The following is an 18350-nucleotide window of genomic DNA, read 5'->3' on the forward strand; positions in this document are numbered from 1 at the left end:
AAAGAAGAAGAGAGAAGAGAGAGAAGAAAACAATTACGTATGATTCAGGACTGTAATGAATGATAAGACTTATGCAAAAACTCTCTCAAACTCTTAAACTTCGTGTCCTTTGCGTCCTTTGCGGTTCGTTTTTTCATACTTTTGTGTAAGTCTTGGAATGATTCACAAACAACTCTCTACCTTGTCTACCTTTTCCCCCTTGTCTCTTTTACTCAAACACTCATCCTACACAAGTATTAATCAATTCTTCCACTCCTGCGACTGGCAAGATTTTTGTATTTAATTTTGTCTCTAAATCTACAACTTTGACATCATCTAAAAATACTAATTCGCCATGTTTAAGCATGACATTTGGTAGTACAATTCCATCACCTAAATCTTTATTTTGCAAATTTAAAAGTAAATCATGACCTGTAAGTAAGCCAGTGACACTAATAGCTTGCCCCCAATAATCACTAGCTAAAGCCATCATATTTACTTCTAAACCATCAACGGAATTTAGGCGTTGCAATATCGGTTGAAATGCTTTTTCAACGGCGTTACCTACTACCCAAGTCAATTTTCTGGGTGGAGAAATTTGGCTTGGGAGTAATTCAGTTGCGGCAGATCCAAATTGCTTGATAAATAACTGAATTGAACCGACACCGTTATCAATTTGCGGATAGTCTTCGTATTCGGCTTCTGTGGGTAGTTCTTCCCCGGCAATTAAAAACCATTCATCGGCTAACCAGACAACATTTGAGCCACATTTTTGGCGAAATTGTTTGGCGATCGCTCTCACCTGTAAAATAACTTCTTGGGCTTTTTCTCTGGTAACAGGTGTCAGTTCATCTTCTGGCGGACGAAACCGCGTCAAACCTACCGGCACGACTGCTACTGATGCCACGGCAGGTACATCACCAGTATAAAATGACGCTAAATCTGTGAGGGTTTGTTCTAGATGTTTGCCATCATTAATTCCTGGGCAAACCACTACTTGAGCATGAATTTGCAGCCTTCTTTCTTGGAACCAGCGCAATTGTTCCATAATTTGTCCCGCACGCTGATTTTTCAGCAACCGGATTCTAATATCGGGTTCGGTGGCGTGAACTGACACAAACAAGGGCGACAAGCGCATTTGTTCAATTCGCTGCCATTCCCGTTCGGGTAAATTGGTTAAGGTCAGGTAAGAGCCATACAAAAAGCTCAAGCGATAATCATCGTCTTTAAAATACAAGCTTGAGCGTTTACCTGGGGGTTGCTGATCAATAAAGCAAAACGGACAGCGATTATTACACTGAATTAAAGCATCAAATAAGGCGGTTTCAAATTCCAACCCTAAATCATCGTCGTAGTCTTTTTCAATTTCAACGTGATGGGTTTTGCCAGTACTATCTAAAACTTCTAATTCTAAAAATTCATCTGCACAGAGAAATTGATAATCAATTAAATCACGGGGATGTGTACCATTAATAGCGACGATCGCATCCCCCACCTCAAAGCCAATCTCAGCAGCGATGGAGTCGGGTAGCACCTTGGTAATTTTGGCTGGATGAAGGTTAGTCATTAGTCATTAGTCATGGGTCAATTGTCAATAGCCAAAGTCATTACTCAAAACTCTGGACTATTGACTATGTTACTCATGAGTCAACACTCATCATTACTATTGACTATTAACTATTTTTCAAAATTCCGGCACTAATCGCACCTAAAATCGCTATACCAAAGGCGAGGCGATACCAAATAAATACCCAGGTGCTTTTGGTTTTGAGGAAGCGGAGTAAACCAGCAATGGATATATAAGAAAATATCGCCGCCGAAATCACACCCGCAATTAAGGGTAGTATTCCTGTACTGCTAACTTCACCCAAAGCACTTTTTAACTCGACTAACCCAGCTAGGGTAATGGCGGGAATACCAAGTAAAAAGGAAAATCGGGCGGCTGTTTCCCGTTGTAAAGTCATAAATAAGCCGGCTGTTAAGGTAGAACCAGAACGGGATACCCCAGGAATTAAAGCCATAGATTGGGCTAAACCCATCAATAGCCCATCATTCATGGTTAATTGTTCAAAGTCCCGTTCCCGTTTGCCAAGTTTTTCTGCTATTCCCAACAATATAGACATGACTATCGAGGCGATCGCGATCGCGCCGATACTTCTAATCGGTGAATTATCATAATCTGGGATAAATCTTTTAATTAATAAGCCAAAAAAGACTATTGGCAATGTTCCCAAGGCAATGCCGATAGATAAACGCAAATCATAATCAGCATAATCTTTTTGCGCGATCGCTCGAAATGCCCCGGTGGCAATTTTTGTCAAATCTCCCCAGAAATACCACAGCACCGCCGCAATACTCCCCAACTGAATCACCGCCGTAAACGCCACTCCCGGATCACCCCAACCGAGGACTACCGGCACAACTTTTAAATGGGCGGTACTACTAATCGGCAGGAATTCTGTCATTCCCTGCACAAAACCTAAAACAATAGCTTGCAAAATATTCATTTGCTGCACTCCCCCAGCCTCTGGAGTGGGTGGAGTACTCAGGACTTTGAGTGGAAATGCCGCAACTGAAATTATTGCCGAGGCGACACTCATAAACACGAACCATTGACGTTTTGATAAAGCCATCAGTCTACCTGCGATCGCTGCGATTACAACCAATTACACAAACATCTTTTTGAGAATCTTACAGGATACTTATAGCAGTCCTATTTGAGAAATGAACAAAAGAGATAAGGGAGACAAGGTAGACAAGCTTCATCGTCAAGTATGAAAGTGGGACTAGTATTTGTACTCAGCACTCAGCGAGAAGTTGCGTGCGCGGGTTCCCCGCGTTGAGCAAACTTCGGTGACTCAGCACTTTCAAGTTAGAGAAGACATTCCCAATTACGCAAAATCTCGGTACAATAAAAATGCCCAGGGGGGGGATTTTTGAGTATGTTATCTTAAATAAGATAAAGATTAGTTACAATTATTAAAACTTTGATTAATAACACATTGTTTACTTACAACGCCTCTACCACCACTATTGATAAGAAATTATCTGTAAAGAACCCTGCTTCGCTGGGTATAGAAGAATTAGAATCTACACTTTCTGCGTCGCCATCTTTACCATTGTTAATATCGTCCCGACAAACTTGGCTAGTGTTGGCGGCGGCGGTGTTTTTAGTCTCAGTGCCAGTATTTATTGAAGCACCACTGGTGCGATCGCTACCCAGCCTCAGTTTAGCCATGACTGGATTTTGGGTATGGTTGAGTTTTCGCTTAATGTCTCGTCCTGCAACATACCTCTGGGGGGATTTACTCTTAGGCTTTAGTTGGAGTTGGTTAGCAGGGGCAATTTATTGGGGTTGGTTGCGTTGGGAACCTTTGTGGCATTTACCAGTAGAATCTATCGGCTTACCCTTTGCTTGTTGGTGTCTGGTAAGAAACTGGTGCAAGGTTGGTAGTTGGTTTTATTTAGGTTCTTTATTCGGTACAGTTTTAACCGATGTATATTTCTATATAGTTGATTTAATGCCCTATTGGCGACAAATCATGCAAGTCGAACCTGATAGTGTGTCGGCGATTTTACAAGCTGCCGTTACTCAAGTCCGTACACCTTGGGGTCAAACTTGGGCTGTAGCGTTGGCATTAGTATTACTCACCGCCGGAATTTTACCTTTACGTAACCAGCAAAAACACTGGTTTGCATTTGGCGGCGCAGTGTTAAGTACTATTTTGGTAGATAGTTTATTTTTACTAGCTGCTTTAGTTGCGTAAAGTCACAAAATTTCTGGGTTGGCTAAGGTTGGATCAACTATCAAATAACTGCAACATCAGTAGTTAATTATTCATAAAATCTGCTCAAAAAGCTGTAAACTTGTGGCGATCGCACTTCGGGGATATCTCTGCAACTCTCTAAATATCAGGATTTACAAGTTCTTGTTGGTAATTTTTGAGCAGAGGTATTTATGACTGAAATTAACATTGAAAATCTGCCACTTTGGGTACAAGAAAGAGACATCGTACTTAAATACAATACTCAGGCGACATGGCGTTATGGTGAGCAACCAGATTACACCCGCTCTAATGAGAATTTAGCTAAAGAAAGTCTGTGTAATCATCCAGCAAATTCCCTGGAAAAACTTGTCCAGAATTTGGTCAGAACTTTCGACATTGAAGCTAATTTCAAAACAAATCCTCAAGAGTGGTTGTCTGTAGTTCAAGATAAATTTCGGATGAGTACCAATGGCGGAACTAGCTATACATTAGAGGATTTAGTTCAGGCAGGTACTTACAAACTTTTGATTGGCAAGACCCAGCACTATCAAGCTCCCCAAGAAGATTTTGAATCTTCTACTCAGCTATTTCACACTGCATTTCCCGATGGTTTTTTGTGGGAAGTATTAGAAGTTTATTCTGCACCTCCTACCATTGCTTTTAAATGGAGGCATTGGGGACATTTTCGCGGTAATTTTAAAGATTATGTTCCGACTGGGCAGATGATTGAAGTAGTGGGGATGAGTATTGTTCAAGTAACAGAAAACTGCAAAATTCTGTCTTTAGAACACTATTACGACAATGGAAAATTTCTCAATCAATTAACTTCTGGCGGCAAAATGGGCAATGCTACTCAACAGCAGCTAACCCCAGCAGGAACACCATCAGCTAATTCTGGGAAAACAACTTTTTTGGGTTTTTTCCGGCGCTTCTTACCAAATAGAACCAAACCAGCATCAGCTAATACAAACGTTAGTGGTTGTCCATTTGCTGCTTTATTACGTTAATCTCCGCACTGGGTGTCAGGGTTTAAGGGTGTAGGGGTGTCTGACAAGTGTAGGTTTTTTACGTTATGCCCCATAGGGTTTAGGGGTGTAAGGGTGTGAGGGGGATGGAACTCTGATTAAATTGTGATTTTTAGAGTCGCTACTTATCACTCTGTTAAAAACCTACTCTTGTGAGTGTAGTGGTGTAGGGGCTGACAGGTGTAACTTTTTTTCCTTCCCTACACCGCAAATCCTTGATGTTTCATCTTCAAATTTCCCGGTGGAGCTTTACAAAAAGTTACAAAGTTATCAAACAGTAAATTCAGGCTGCAATTCTGGCGTTATTCTGCCAGGAAGCAATATCAGCGAACAAGCAAGAGTATCCTAGCCAGCGTTGTAGGAAGCACAGCACATCTGTGGCGATGTCAGTAAGTCAGAGAAGTAAAATAATTTTTGCCAAAAATAGTGTCAAACCCAGTAACAGTAAATATTGTGGATATTAATACGCTGTATATTAGTTTCTGATGACTGCTGTGTGTTGATTGAGCGATCAGTTCCTAGTCAAGAGTCGCTATTGCTGTTATCGGCTGTGCCGAGTTGTAGCAACTGGCGTTGAAAAATCAAGAGTCATAACTATGCCTCAAAGATTATAAACTGTTGACAGCTGTCAGCTTAAAGCCATTATTCAGTTTGATGGAAAGAGGTAAAAAAGTCGTGAAAAGATTGGTGCGTTTATTAACAGTATTTAGTTTGTTGCTGGGTTGCTGGGGATGGTTAGGTACAACAGGTGTAGCCCAAGCTGCTGGGATCAACAGTTTGGCTTTACCACAAGTGCCTGTTTTAGCAGTGGAGTTACGTAACCGGGCAGATCAAAAGTTAGCAACGGAATTTGGTAAAAAAATTGATTTAAACAACACCAATGTCCGCGCTTTCCAAAATTACCCCGGTTTGTATCCTACCCTGGCTAGGAAAATCATCCAAAATGCTCCCTACAAAAGTGTAGAAGATGTGCTGAATATTGAAGGATTGAGCGATCGCCAAAAACAAATCCTCCAAGATAATTTCGACAACTTCACCGTTACCGAACTAGAATCAGTCTTCAACGAAGGAGACGATCGCTTTAACAACGGTATCTACAGATAAGCTCAATTATCGTTAATGTAGACATATAGTAGTCCACTCCCAAAAATTGGGAGTGGTTCTCTTAATCCACAAGAATTCAGGAGTCAGGAGTCAGAATCAACTCTAGACTTAGTAAAATCCAAAATCCAAAATCCAAAATCCAAAATTTTTTGACTTTGCCTGAAATAGAAATTCCTCGCCAATTTGATGTGATAGTAGTCGGCGCTGGCGCTGCTGGACTGTACACTGCGTTGTGTTTACCAGAGTCTTTGCAAGTCGGCTTAATTACTAAAGAAACTGTTACTTTGTCTGCTAGTGATTGGGCGCAAGGCGGGATTGCGGCGGCGATCGCTCCTGAAGATTCGCCACAGTTGCACATTGAAGATACAATTCAAGCGGGTGCTGGTTTGTGCGATCGGCAAGCTGTAGAATTTCTCGCCCAAGAAGCCCCTAACTGTATTCAATCTTTGGTAAATTTGGGCGTAGCTTTTGACCGTCATGGTAACGCCTTAGCTTTAACTTTAGAAGCCGCCCATTCTCGTAACCGCGTGCTTCATGCTGCTGACACCACCGGTCGAGAAGTCACAACTACTTTAACAGCGCAAGTATTACATCGCCAAAATATTCAAGTTATTCAGCAAGCTTTAGCATTGAGTCTGTGGCTAGAACCCGAAACAAATCGCTGTCAAGGAATCTGCCTGTTTTATCAAGGTGAAATTACGTGGGTAAAAGCTAAAGCTGTAGTTCTCGCTACTGGTGGCGGTGGTCAAGTTTTTGCCCAAACAACTAACCCCGCCGTCAGTACAGGTGATGGGGTAGCGATCGCTTGGCGGGCTGGGGCTATTCTGCGAGATTTGGAATTTGTGCAGTTTCACCCCACAGCCTTAACGAAACCAGGTGCAGATCGCTTTTTAATTAGTGAAGCTGTCAGAGGTGAAGGCGCACATTTGGTTGATGATACCGGGCGAAGGTTCGCTTTTGACTATCACCCCGCCGGGGAACTCGCACCCAGAGATGTGGTGAGTCGAGCGATTTTTAGCCATTTGCAAAAAACTGCGGTTGATCCAGCTACCGCTCATGTCTGGCTAGATATGCGCCCCATCCCGGCTGACAAAATTCAACATCGCTTTCCCAACATCATCAAAGTTTGTCAGCGTTGGGGAATTGATGTGTTTCATGAACCAATTCCGGTTGCGCCTGCGGCGCATTACTGGATGGGTGGAATTGTGGCCGATTTACAAAATCACACAAATATTCCGGGTTTATACGCTGTCGGTGAAACTGCGAGTACGGGAGTACACGGAGCCAATCGTTTAGCGAGTAACTCTTTACTAGAATGTATTGTGTTTGGCGCACAGATGGCAAATATTCAATTGACAGATGTGGAATTGCAACCAGAGTTGTCAGAGTTATCTGTGCGGGAATTTAATTTAGATGAAAATGCTTGGCAAACCCAGCAAGCACAAATAGCAGCATTGCGGGAGAAATTACCCCGTTTAGTGTGGCAAAGTGCTGGGATTTGTCGAGAACAAGCAAGATTAAACGAAGCGATCGCAACTATTGAATCTTGGCAGCAAGATTTTGCTATTTTACCTTTGAGCAAATTCTTGCTTTCTTTGCGTGCCAACGAAACTGTGAAGTTCCAAACTCTGGGTATAGAACGCCAATTAAGACTTTGGGCAGAAACTCGCAATCTACTAGATGTGGCTGATTTAATTCTCAGAAGTGCTGCTTTCAGGACAGAAAGCCGGGGCGGACACTACCGCATCGATTACCCAGAACCCAATCCACATTGGCAAATGCACACAATCGTACAAGCACTTCATTGGAGTAAATCCATACCTGTAAGTTAGTTACTGATCAACTACAACCTTTCTTGATAGGTTGCGACTGCATATTAATGATTGACTATAGCAGTCAAAGTATTTGTGAGTACTATGTTTGCAGCTGAAACTCTTGAAAATACTGATATCAATTCAAAATTCAAAAAAGCTAGGTATCACAGGGATTTGAAACTGTGTATTTATCGCATTCTTTTTTTCAAATTGGTATGAGTTCCTAATCAACACTCAGCACTTTGCCATGCGTTAGCGTGTACCACTACCGTGCTGGCTATCAGGAAGGCCATAGTTTGGCGGCACATATACATCTGTTAACTTCTGAGAATTAGCATTAGAGCTTTTAGCACTGTTGTTTTCTGTGTTAGTCAAAGCATTAGCCACTAAATCGTGAAAATTTGCTCTAGCATCAGCAATTTTCGGAATCGCTAAACAAGCAGCTACACACAGTATCAAAATACTGGTGATTTTTAAGTTAGTCGTCATCAAGTTTTGATCTATTTTTTGCATTCTGATTTCACCCAGTACTTTTTTTACCTACATCCGATGCGGAATTAGTTTCGTGGAAAAATTAAACTTTAGTAAAAATTTTTATTTCTCAGAAAAATTTTTGAGTAAAAAACTTGGGGCAGAAAATCTGCTCAACACTTAAGAAATATACCTAAAGGTTGCTGACAGACATCAGCCAAAAGTTAGAACTCATAAGGATGATGCTGTTAGATGTTCGTTAATTACCTCTAAAGTCAGACACAGAAATATAAAATCTTAATAAATTCTTTATATTTCTGCGTTGAAATCCCACCTTGGCTTGTAGCAAATAATACCAAAAATCTCAGTATTTCCGAGGTAAGTTGGATACATTTCCGTAAAAACCAGGGATTAACAGTACAAAAATGGCTCATTTCGTGATTTCTTTATCAAAATTTAATTTATGAAACTAAGTATAATTCAAAATTAGTTTAAGTAGTGTTACTCATATATAAATTTTTAGACTAAATAAATCACAATACAATAAATCTTTACACAGCCAGTACAATACAATTGTACTATAAAAATACAGACATAAAACATTCAGCCATTGGTCACAATGACTGAGACTATTGTCTATTGTAAAAATTACTGATTTTTTTAATTTTTGCTGCCCGATCAAGTCAATTCATATCGGTTTTTACCTAAGTGTTTAGCTCGGTACATGGCTGAATCTGCTTGTTTAATCAGGGTTTCTGCATCTTGGCTATTTGTCGGATAAACACTGATGCCAATACTGGCAGAAATTTTAGTGGTGTATCCTGACAGCACAATTGGTTCGGTTAGGCTGGCGAGAATTTTTTCTGCAACTCTAGCCGCCACTGAAACTTCAGGAATTGCGCGGAGAATGACTGTAAATTCATCACCACCCAGCCTGGAGACAGTATCACTGCCGCGCAAACAATTACTGAGTCTTTGGGAAACAATCACCAACAAGCGATCGCCCATATCATGCCCCAAAGTATCGTTAATATGTTTAAAGCCATCCAAGTCAATAAACAGCAGTCCCAGCAACAAGTTGTTGTTTTGCGACCACTGTAAAGATTCTTGAAGTTGTTCTATAAAGAATTTGCGATTCGATAAGCCTGTCAGGGGATCGTGATAAGCCAGATACCGTAAATGGTCTTCTTTGAGTTTTAATTCTGTATTAGAGCGAAATAACTCAGCCGCAGTACGTCGTAGTTCTTCTTCCATCAGCTTGCGCTGGGTAATATCTCGAATCACTCCCACTAAGAAAAAATTACCAGCCGCATCTTTGTGGAGCGATCGCTTCGTGGCAATTAAATGGGTTTGACCCGCAGCATCAGTAAATTCTTCTTCATTTTCGCGCGGTTTTTGGGTGAGAAATACTAAATTATCTTGTTCTCGAAAAACATCAGCTTCATGGCGAGGGAAAAATTCATAATATGACTTTTCCAGCAACAAGCTATCAGGATAACCAATGAATTGGCAGTAAGCATCATTTAAAACAATCCACTGATGTTTTTCATTTTTGACAAAAATTGGGTCAGGAATAGAATTAATGACTTGATGTAAAAACTCCTTAGAACGTTTCAATTCTTCCTGCATATATGCAATATGAATAATCATCCAAATAGAGGCACTAATAAAGCCAAGAGTTGCCGGAATTAATGGCAGCCACCACCCCAGTAAAAAAGCTATATAACTACTCAAAAAAAGTATTAATAAAGATACTAAAAGACTGGGAATACTTTTACTAAAAGTTTTAATTTGCCAAATGATTAACGAACCTAAATAAGACCAGCCAAAAATCCATAAACACTCCCATAATTTTGCCAAAACTCTTAACAATGGTCTTCCTGTCAAGGCAGATGAGATTAATTCACTCACAAAATAAGCTTGCAGTTCAATCCCCGCTACCGGCTTGGCTGTACCCAACATTTGGCTAGAGTAGGGAATAAATGCAAAATCTTGCAAACTGGGAGCAGTTGAACCAATCAATACAATGCGATCGCGTATCCAACTAATTGGGACTTTGCCATTCAGGACATCACTCATCGAGATTTGACGAAAGTTACAGAACTCGCCAGTTGATTTTTGACATAATGGTTTAGGGAAGTTAGCTAAAATTTGATAGCCTCGATCATCCGCCCTCACATAACCACCATCATTGGCTTGAAAACGGTTAAATATAGCCTCACCTAACCGGACATAATCACTATTTTTAGCAGCTTTTTGTGGTTTAATCTTTTTATCTTCTAAATAGAGTAATGCTAACTTTAAGGCGAAACTTTCATAGTGTTGCTTATCCATGTGAAGATACAACAAATTTCGCCGGACTTTCCCATCATGATCATACAGTAAATTATTAAAACCAACTTGGTTAGGATTCAGTTTGAGAGGTGGTAGAACACCCATATTTCGGTTCTGTGTTAATAGTTGAATACCGATTAAATTTGGCATTGAACTATAAAGATTAACTAGCTTTTGATGTCCTGGATTGACTGCTAAATCTCGATAAATATCTAAGCCAATAGCACGAGGTTGATGCACTTGTATTTTCTGCAATAAATCAGCAATCACACCATCAGGAATCGGCCAAGAACCGACTCGCCGCAAAGAATCTTCATCAATCGCTACAATCGTGATTCGTTCTTCTGGTTCTTCGGTTGGACGTAAGCGAAAAAATTGATCCAATCCTGCTAACTCTAAGGATTGAAAAACTCCTATGAAGCGCAATATTATAATGCCGGTTGCCACAATAACAGCAACAACTAATTCTTTATATTTTCGCTCAAGTGACTGTTGCAGGTTCCAATTCCAAAATAACCTGACAAAATGCTTGTCTAGCTGCTTATTCATTCCCAATTACCTAGTAGGGAGAAATATTTTTAATTGGTACAGATATCAAAAACTAGCCAACACTCAGTAAATATCCTGAAGATACTCCAGTGTTGATTGTTGAAAATTTTATCAGTATTGTTATGTTCCACCAAATAATTTGAAATAGTGTTAACAAATAAGAACTCATAATGACTGATGATTAAACAAAGGTTAACCAGTATTTCTGTATCAAATAGGAACAGGTGCAGTATAAATATTGATTGCTAATAACAAAAGTATATTTTCGTTATCTAAAAGTGACAAATATTTTATTTAGATTATCAGAGCCAGGAAATGAAGGATTTTCATAGTTTGTTGTCACTTAGGGATTTCCAAGAAATAAATTATCTAATCTCGTGGAGTGGGCTTCTAGCCCGCCCTTGGCTAGGGGCGGACAAGATGTCCACCCCACAAGAAAAATTGTATGTTTTTTTCTTTGGAAGTCACTAGGGCTTACGCTGAAAAACAAATTTGCAAAAAAATAAATCAACTGGGAATATGATTGTGATATTCAGCCAGTTGACTAGCAAAGGTGAAAATTAATTTAGAAAAACAATTGCGCTGACATTGATTACTTAAAATACTTAAAATTTGTTGGGCCGGTATAATCGGTAATCTTGGCTAGTTCTGTGAGATTTTGGACTCCGCTATAAGTTTGACCATTAATAATCCAAGTCGGAAAGGCTTGGATGTTTGCAGCGCGGCACAATTCTGGTTTACCTTTAGGACTGTCGCCTGCACACTCAACCTTCACTTTCTCGTTAATGATTTGGTAAGCTTCTTTACCAAAAATTAGCTTTTGTTCGTGGCAATGAGGACACCAGTAGGCCACATATTCTTTCGCGCCAACCTTGGCTAAATGTTGTGCTAGGGCGATTTCGGCTTCTCCAGAGTTGGTGGTAATTTCCCAACCGTATTCCGGGTTAGGCGTTTGTGCCGGTGTCGGGATAAAGGAAATTCTTTGTTGTCCTGTGGAACCAGGCGTTTGTGATGTATTTACACCAGCATACACACCCAAAGTCCCAATCAGCGTCACCATTGCCACAATCAAAGCCGTAAATAAAATTTGTCCGATATCTTCCCAGGTACGTCCCAGAATTGTGAGAACTAACAAACTGAGGGAGAAGAATGCAGAGGCTAGACAGTAAGGACACAAGGCTTTGATTTGAAAAGCCAGCACATACATTAAATAGCCACTGAACACAGACATAGCAATTGCTCCCACCAACAACAGCAGCCAAGTCCAATTTTCGATTTGTTTACGTTGGTTGCTGTTCTCAGAGTTCACAACTAAGGGCGCTAAAGCAAATATCATCATACTGATATATGCTAAACATCCAAATAATGCTAATGGCTGACCGAAAACCGTACCCCAAGGGCTGGAAAGTACGTCATTACAACCTCTCGTGCCAGCTTGTGCTATGCAGGCGGCGCTGCCTCCTGTTAACTTTTCAATGGTGAGATAGCCAGTGACTAAAGTACCACATCCGGCGATCGCGGCAATTATTGGGCGCGACCATTTATGAATCCAAGGAGTAGAACGGCGGCGAATCATAACTGCGAAGTCTGAAGTATGAAGTATAAAGTGTGAAGTCTGAAGTGTGAAGTATGTAGACACCCAAAGGGTGTCTAGTTAGTACAGGTCGGCGGAAATAAACAGACCATAAGGAATTGCTAAAAGGCTTGTGGTATCACTATTCTTTCTTTTTCCTTTTGACCTTTTACTTTTGCCTTGTTGTACTAGTATGAAGTCTGAAGTATACAAGTTCTTCCTACTCCCTACTCCCCACTCCCTACTTACTAAGAATGTAACTTTATTTGTTGGGTTGATTTGCTTGGGCTTTTGGAGTTCCAAGTGCGATGGGCTGCTTCAACAAATTGACTGACGCGAATCGGATCAATTGGTTGCTCAATGCGACCATGACGTTTTAAGGAACTAGAAACTATCACCCCATCTGCTGCCTGCAACAGTGTAGCAACATTTTCCCAGTCGGCTCCACTACCGATAAATACTGGTGTGCCTTTGGCTGCACCACTCGCTAGTTCTAAATCTTCCTCGGTGGGAGGACTACCTGTCGCCCAGCCAGATAAAATTACTGCGTCTGCTAAACCGCGCTCAATTGTGTCTTGAACCGCAACTGTTAAGTTAGGTGAACTTAAAGGCCGGGCGTGCTTGACTAACACATCTGCCAAAATTTTGACATCAGAGCCTAATTCTCGCCGATAGCGTAATAATTGGTGGGCTTCACCTTCAATTAATCCTTGGTCGGTGGCCATGACTCCAGTTAACACATTCACGCGGATAAATTGCGCCCGCACACAACTGGCGATCGCGATCGCACTTTTGGCATCATTCCGCAATACATTTAAACCTATCGGCAAGGTTACTAAATTTTGTATCCTCTGCACTACCACAGTCATTGCACTCACAACGGCTGGGTCTACTTGGTTTTTCGTAAATGGCGCGTCGAAAAAGTTCTCGACAATAATGCCATCTACGCCGCCACTGGCCAGAGCAGTTGCTTCTTGTTCAGCACGGTCAATTACGGCTTTTAGGCTCCCGCCCCAACGGGGTGAGGTGGGTAATGGCAGTAGGTGAACTACGCCAATAACTGGTGTACGAGTTTTAAAGGTCTGATATAAGTCCACGTCTTCAAAAGATTATTCAGAGATCAGGGATTAGGGATTGGATTTTAGGATTAAAATTCACCTAGCTCCTATTTTCTCGTCTTACGTCCCTACTTCCTTGATTAGCATTCATGTTTTCTCTGGCGCTGGTTTTACTACCTCCATCTGGGGATGGAATTTGGCATAAAACGTTCCATAAGATATGTTAAGATAAAACCTGGCTACAAGAGGAGTTTGCCACTCATAAGACGCAAGGCAGCTTCCCGTGGCTTGGGCATCTTGCCTGAGCGTTAGGGTAGCATTACTGCTTGATTAGGCGTAGTCGCCAGCGCGATTTCCCTGAGGGTAGCGACTTCTCACAACCAGCCTTTTGGGCGGCTTCCCGACGGGTAAATTAGCAACGCATACGCTACGGTAGTGTAAAATACTAACAGGCGATTTGTTAAAAAATATTACAAGTGTCAAAAATAATCAAAGACACTCCGATTTACCCTGGGAAACAAATAGTAGACATATCATAACATGGCCTCAATTTGTATAGGTCATAGCAAAGACAGTTACTAGTAGTGGAAAAATCCACTTAAGTGTTGTCAGCATCAAGGCGTGCATCACAAAGAGCGAAGTCACTGCGCTTTGTGTGACTAAAAGAAAAAACCTTAGATATCAAAGTATGGGTGAAAAGCCAACAATAGCAATATCTCATTTGGGCTGCGAAAAAAATCGAATAGATACAGAACACATGCTAGGGCTGCTGGTAGAAGCAGGTTATGGCGTAGATACAAACGAAGAGTTAGCAGATTACGTTATCGTTAATACTTGTAGTTTTATTGAAGCAGCAAGAGAAGAATCTGTCAGAACTTTAGTAGAATTGGCAGAGGCTAATAAAAAAATCGTGATCACAGGCTGCATGGCGCAGCATTTCCAAGAGCAATTATTGGAAGAGTTGCCCGAAGCCGTAGCCGTGGTTGGTACAGGTGATTATCACAAGATCGTCAATGTGATCGAGCGAGCTGAACAAGGAGAGCGCGTTAAACAAATTAGCGCCGAACCAACTTACATCGCCGATGAAACCACACCGCGTTACCGCACGACAACAGAGGGTGTTGCCTACCTGAGAGTGGCTGAAGGATGCGATTATCGGTGTGCGTTTTGTATTATTCCGTATCTGCGAGGTAATCAGCGATCGCGTACCATTGAATCAATTGTGGCCGAAGCCGAGCAGTTAGCCAGCCAAGGCGTAAAAGAAATCATTTTGATTTCTCAAATTACTACTAACTACGGATTGGATATTTACGGTAAGCCCAAACTCGCCGAATTACTCCGAGCCTTGGGGAAAGTGGACATACCTTGGATTAGGATGCACTATGCCTATCCCACAGGATTGACCCCAGATGTGATTGCGGCAATCCAAGAAACGCCCAACGTCTTACCTTATTTGGATTTGCCATTGCAACACTCTCATCCAGAGATTCTGCGCTCCATGAACCGTCCCTGGCAAGGGCGAGTCAACAATGAAATTATTGAGCGCATTAAAACTGCACTACCAGAAGCTGTATTACGGACAACCTTGATTGTGGGTTTTCCCGGCGAAACAGAGGAACATTTTGAGCATCTACTCAACTTCGTGCAGCAGCATGAATTTGACCATGTTGGTGTTTTTACCTTTTCACCAGAAGCAGGAACCCCCGCTTACAGCCTGCCCAATCAGTTACCCCAGGAAATTATGGACGAGCGGCGGCAGAAAATCATGGAAATTCAGCAGCCCATTTCTTGGCAGAAAAATCAACAGGAAGTCGGCAAAATCGTTGATGTCCTGATAGAGCAAGAAAATCCTGAAAGTGGGGAATTAATTGGTCGTTCTAGCAGAAGTTCGCCCGAAGTTGATGGTTTGGTGTATGTCACAGGCGCAGCAAAATTAGGAACCATTGTGCCTGTTGCAATTCGCAGTGCTGATACTTATGACCTCTACGGTCAAGTCGCCCTCAGTCCCACATAGATTTCGATTTCCCAATCTAAACAAAAAGTCAAACAGCAAAATCTAGGAGAGTTGATGAATCTTTCGTTTATTGAACTAGGAATTTCCCAAGAACGCGCTGAACAATTAGAAAAAATTGGTTTTACCGCACCGACTAACATTCAAATCCAAGCTATTCCCCAACTATTGTCAGGTCGGGATGTAGTAGGACAGTCTCAAACCGGTACAGGCAAAACAGCCGCCTTTTCTCTACCAATTTTAGAACGGCTGGATGTTAGCCAAAGAGCCGTGCAAGCTGTAGTTTTAACCCCAACCCGCGAATTGGCAATTCAAGTCCATGATGCTGTTAGCCAATTTATTGGTAACAGTGGCTTACGGGCTTTAGCAATTTACGGTGGTCAATCCATTGACCGTCAAATTATGCAGCTCAAACGCGGCGTTCACATTGTTGTCGGCACTCCCGGCCGAGTGATTGACTTGCTAGAGCGCGGTAGCTTGAAATTAGATCAAGTCAAGTGGTTTGTGTTAGATGAAGCCGATGAAATGTTGAGTATGGGCTTTATCGATGATGTTGAGAGAATTCTGTCTCAAGCACCCCAAGAACGGCAAACAGCATTGTTTTCTGCCACAATGCCCCCGTCAATTCGGATGTTGGTGAACAAGTTTTTGCGATCGCCTGTTACCGTTACTGTTGAGCAACCAAAAGCTGCACCCAATAAAATTAACCAAGTAGCTTACTTAATTCCCCGCCACTGGACAAAAGCCAAAGCATTACAGCCAATTCTGGAAATGGAAGATCCAGAAACAGCTTTAATCTTTGTGCGTACCCGCAGAACTGCGGCAGAACTCACCAACCAACTGCAAGCTGCTGGTCACAGCGTGGATGAATATCATGGTGATTTGTCCCAACAAGCCAGAGAACGTTTATTAACCCGCTTCCGTAATCGTCAAGTGCGCTGGGTAGTCGCCACTGATATTGCTGCACGCGGTTTAGATGTTGACCAACTATCCCACGTCATTAACTACGACTTACCTGATAGCGTAGAAACCTACGTGCATAGAATTGGTCGGACTGGTCGTGCTGGTAAAGAAGGTACAGCCATTACCTTGGTTCAGCCTTTTGAGCGTCGCAAACAGCAAATATTTGAGCGTCATAACCGTCAAAGCTGGCAATTACTGTCCATTCCCACCAGGGCGCAAATTGAAGCACGGCACATCAACAAATTGCAAGAACAAGTCAGAGAAGCCCTAAGCGGTGAAAGACTGGCTTCCTTCTTACCCATTGTCAGCGAATTGATTGAACAGTATGATGCTCATGCGATCGCTGCTGCGGCACTGCAACTTGCTTATGATGAAACCCGTCCCGCTTGGTTAAGCTCTGAGGTGGAAGTTCCCGAAGAAGTTCCCGTTGCTAAACCCAAAATTGTCAAGCGTCGTGAATTTTCTGGTGACAGAAACCGTTCTTGGAACAAATCAGATGCTAACAACGGTGACGAAGGACGCTCCACACCCAAGCCCAAACTACGCTCAGGTCGTCGTGAAGCCCCCGTTTCTGCCAATCAAAAGCTAGGTTCTTCTGGCGCGAGAGAATCTGCTTCTTAGGTAGTGAGTGCTGAGTGCTGAGTGCTAAGTGTTTTGATGTGTACTCAGGACTCATAACTTACAACAGTCGCTCACCGTTTCTATCAGCTTGTAGGAACATAGATAAAGATGTATTTTCTGTAGTTTTATGTTCACAATTGCAGATTTAGAGCAGCTACAAGCTGAACATCCAGAATGGCAAATGGAACTGGTAGATGGAAACATCCTAGTTATGGGGCCATCAGATTATATTTCAGAAGAAATAGGGGCTGAGTTAATACGCTTACTCGGCAATTGGGTACGTCCACGTAAGCTAGGAAGAGTTACTGGTTCTAGTGCTGGTTTTATTCTGCCTAGCTTGGAAACTAATCATGAAAAACGCAATCTCCGCGCTCCAGATGTGTCCTTTGTGCGTGCTGACAAACTCAAAACTAGTAAGCGCGATGTTGTAGAATTAGTACCTGACTTGATGGTAGAAATTAAATCCAAGTCAGACCGTGTGAAAACATTAGAAGAAAAGATTCAATTATTTTTAGAACTTGGTTGTACTGTTGGGATTTTGATTGATCCAGATGAGTTGATATTAAAAGTTTATCGGCTGAATCAAGCACCAGTAATTTTACAAAATAACGATAAATTGACACTGCCAGATTTACTTCCTAGTTGGGAGCTAACGATATCAGAATTGTGGCCGCCTGTATTTGAATAAGAGGCTAGAACAACAAGGCAAAAGGAAAAAGAAATAATAACGATAACACAAGCCTTTTCGCAATTCCTGATGGTCTGTTTATTTACGCTGTATTGTGCTATTGAATAGAATTCAACGGCAGATATTTATCTGCGTAAATTGAAGAACTATGACTCAAGCTCTACGTAAAATCACAACATTTGCCGAATTCGTCAGTTGGAAACCTGATGGAGAACGTCATGAATTGCATGATGGAGTAGTTGTTAAAATGGCACAACTATTAGGAGGTCATGAAGAGGTTATACCAATTCTCTATGAACCTGCATAGAATAAAGCTTGATGGAAAAGAGCTTCAAGGATGAAATCATAACTGGTCAAAGAGGATACTAATTCAGAAGATAATTGAGCTAATAT

General features: G+C 41.7%; 14 protein-coding genes. 8 read left to right on the plus strand and 6 right to left on the minus strand.

Going from position 1 to position 18350, the window contains the following annotated elements:
* Positions 1-220: 220 nt before the first annotated feature.
* Both H6G74_RS02140 and H6G74_RS02145 read right to left on the minus strand, forming a co-directional pair.
* On the minus strand, positions 221-1546 hold the full coding sequence (locus tag H6G74_RS02140) for a TIGR03279 family radical SAM protein (RefSeq protein ID WP_190966075.1): 1326 nt from the start codon (positions 1544-1546) through the stop codon (positions 221-223).
* A gap of 106 nt (positions 1547-1652) precedes the next feature.
* Positions 1653-2612 (minus strand): undecaprenyl-diphosphate phosphatase, encoded by a 960-nt coding sequence (locus tag H6G74_RS02145; RefSeq protein ID WP_190966112.1) that lies wholly within the window; start codon positions 2610-2612, stop codon positions 1653-1655.
* Positions 2613-2966: 354 nt separating this feature from the next.
* Here H6G74_RS02145 and H6G74_RS02150 point away from each other — a divergent pair, with 354 nt between their 5' ends.
* The 4 genes from H6G74_RS02150 (at position 2967) to nadB (ending at position 7707) form a co-directional block, all read left to right on the plus strand.
* Positions 2967-3746, plus strand: a complete 780-nt coding sequence (locus tag H6G74_RS02150; RefSeq protein ID WP_190966076.1) for a DUF3120 domain-containing protein — start codon at positions 2967-2969, stop codon at positions 3744-3746.
* Between the two features lie 191 nt (positions 3747-3937).
* On the plus strand, positions 3938-4753 hold the full coding sequence (locus H6G74_RS02155) for an ester cyclase (RefSeq protein WP_190966077.1): 816 nt from the start codon (positions 3938-3940) through the stop codon (positions 4751-4753).
* A gap of 693 nt (positions 4754-5446) precedes the next feature.
* Complete coding sequence (gene psbU, locus H6G74_RS02160) at positions 5447-5875, plus strand: photosystem II complex extrinsic protein PsbU (RefSeq protein WP_190966113.1); 429 nt, start codon at positions 5447-5449, stop codon at positions 5873-5875.
* 155 nt (positions 5876-6030) lie between these two features.
* Positions 6031-7707, plus strand: coding sequence for an L-aspartate oxidase (gene nadB, locus H6G74_RS02165; RefSeq protein ID WP_190966078.1), 1677 nt, complete (start codon positions 6031-6033; stop codon positions 7705-7707).
* 234 nt (positions 7708-7941) lie between these two features.
* Here nadB and H6G74_RS02170 read toward each other — a convergent pair whose 3' ends face one another.
* From H6G74_RS02170 to btpA, 4 genes are all read right to left on the minus strand, one after another.
* Complete coding sequence (locus tag H6G74_RS02170; RefSeq protein WP_190966079.1) at positions 7942-8202, minus strand: hypothetical protein; 261 nt, start codon at positions 8200-8202, stop codon at positions 7942-7944.
* Positions 8203-8838: 636 nt separating this feature from the next.
* Entirely contained in the window at positions 8839-11043 is a 2205-nt protein-coding gene (locus H6G74_RS02175) for a CHASE2 domain-containing protein (protein ID WP_190966080.1), read from the minus strand.
* Between the two features lie 592 nt (positions 11044-11635).
* Positions 11636-12619, minus strand: coding sequence for a vitamin K epoxide reductase family protein (locus H6G74_RS02180; protein ID WP_190966081.1), 984 nt, complete (start codon positions 12617-12619; stop codon positions 11636-11638).
* Positions 12620-12864: 245 nt separating this feature from the next.
* Entirely contained in the window at positions 12865-13713 is an 849-nt protein-coding gene (gene btpA, locus H6G74_RS02185) for a photosystem I biogenesis protein BtpA (protein WP_190966082.1), read from the minus strand.
* A gap of 649 nt (positions 13714-14362) precedes the next feature.
* On the opposite strand from btpA, the gene rimO reads away from it, so the two are divergent.
* From rimO to H6G74_RS02205, 4 genes are all read left to right on the plus strand, one after another.
* A complete protein-coding gene (rimO, locus tag H6G74_RS02190) occupies positions 14363-15688 on the plus strand; it encodes a 30S ribosomal protein S12 methylthiotransferase RimO (RefSeq protein WP_190871585.1) in 1326 nt (441 codons plus the stop codon).
* A gap of 54 nt (positions 15689-15742) precedes the next feature.
* A complete protein-coding gene (locus tag H6G74_RS02195) occupies positions 15743-17269 on the plus strand; it encodes a DEAD/DEAH box helicase (protein ID WP_190966083.1) in 1527 nt (508 codons plus the stop codon).
* A 127-nt stretch (positions 17270-17396) separates the two neighbouring features.
* A complete protein-coding gene (locus tag H6G74_RS02200) occupies positions 17397-17957 on the plus strand; it encodes a Uma2 family endonuclease (protein ID WP_190966084.1) in 561 nt (186 codons plus the stop codon).
* 148 nt (positions 17958-18105) lie between these two features.
* On the plus strand, positions 18106-18264 hold the full coding sequence (locus H6G74_RS02205) for a hypothetical protein (protein ID WP_390848751.1): 159 nt from the start codon (positions 18106-18108) through the stop codon (positions 18262-18264).
* The last annotated feature ends 86 nt before the right edge of the window (positions 18265-18350 follow it).

The sequence above is a fragment of the Nostoc spongiaeforme FACHB-130 genome (genome assembly GCF_014698475.1).
Taxonomy (GTDB): domain Bacteria; phylum Cyanobacteriota; class Cyanobacteriia; order Cyanobacteriales; family Nostocaceae; genus Nostoc_B; species Nostoc_B spongiaeforme.

Bases quoted from the DNA above. Each gene is read 5' to 3' on its own strand.
- H6G74_RS02140 (WP_190966075.1), bottom strand. From the start codon at position 1,546: ATGACTAACCTTCATCCAGCCAAAATTACCAAGGTGCTACCCGACTCC.
- H6G74_RS02145 (WP_190966112.1), bottom strand. From the start codon at position 2,612: ATGGCTTTATCAAAACGTCAATGGTTCGTGTTTATGAGTGTCGCCTCG.
- H6G74_RS02155 (WP_190966077.1), top strand. From the start codon at position 3,938: ATGACTGAAATTAACATTGAAAATCTGCCACTTTGGGTACAAGAAAGA.
- H6G74_RS02170 (WP_190966079.1), bottom strand. From the start codon at position 8,202: ATGCAAAAAATAGATCAAAACTTGATGACGACTAACTTAAAAATCACC.
- H6G74_RS02175 (WP_190966080.1), bottom strand. From the start codon at position 11,043: ATGAATAAGCAGCTAGACAAGCATTTTGTCAGGTTATTTTGGAATTGG.
- H6G74_RS02180 (WP_190966081.1), bottom strand. From the start codon at position 12,619: ATGATTCGCCGCCGTTCTACTCCTTGGATTCATAAATGGTCGCGCCCA.
- rimO (WP_190871585.1), top strand. From the start codon at position 14,363: ATGGGTGAAAAGCCAACAATAGCAATATCTCATTTGGGCTGCGAAAAA.
- H6G74_RS02195 (WP_190966083.1), top strand. From the start codon at position 15,743: ATGAATCTTTCGTTTATTGAACTAGGAATTTCCCAAGAACGCGCTGAA.
- H6G74_RS02200 (WP_190966084.1), top strand. From the start codon at position 17,397: ATGTTCACAATTGCAGATTTAGAGCAGCTACAAGCTGAACATCCAGAA.
- H6G74_RS02205 (WP_390848751.1), top strand. From the start codon at position 18,106: ATGACTCAAGCTCTACGTAAAATCACAACATTTGCCGAATTCGTCAGT.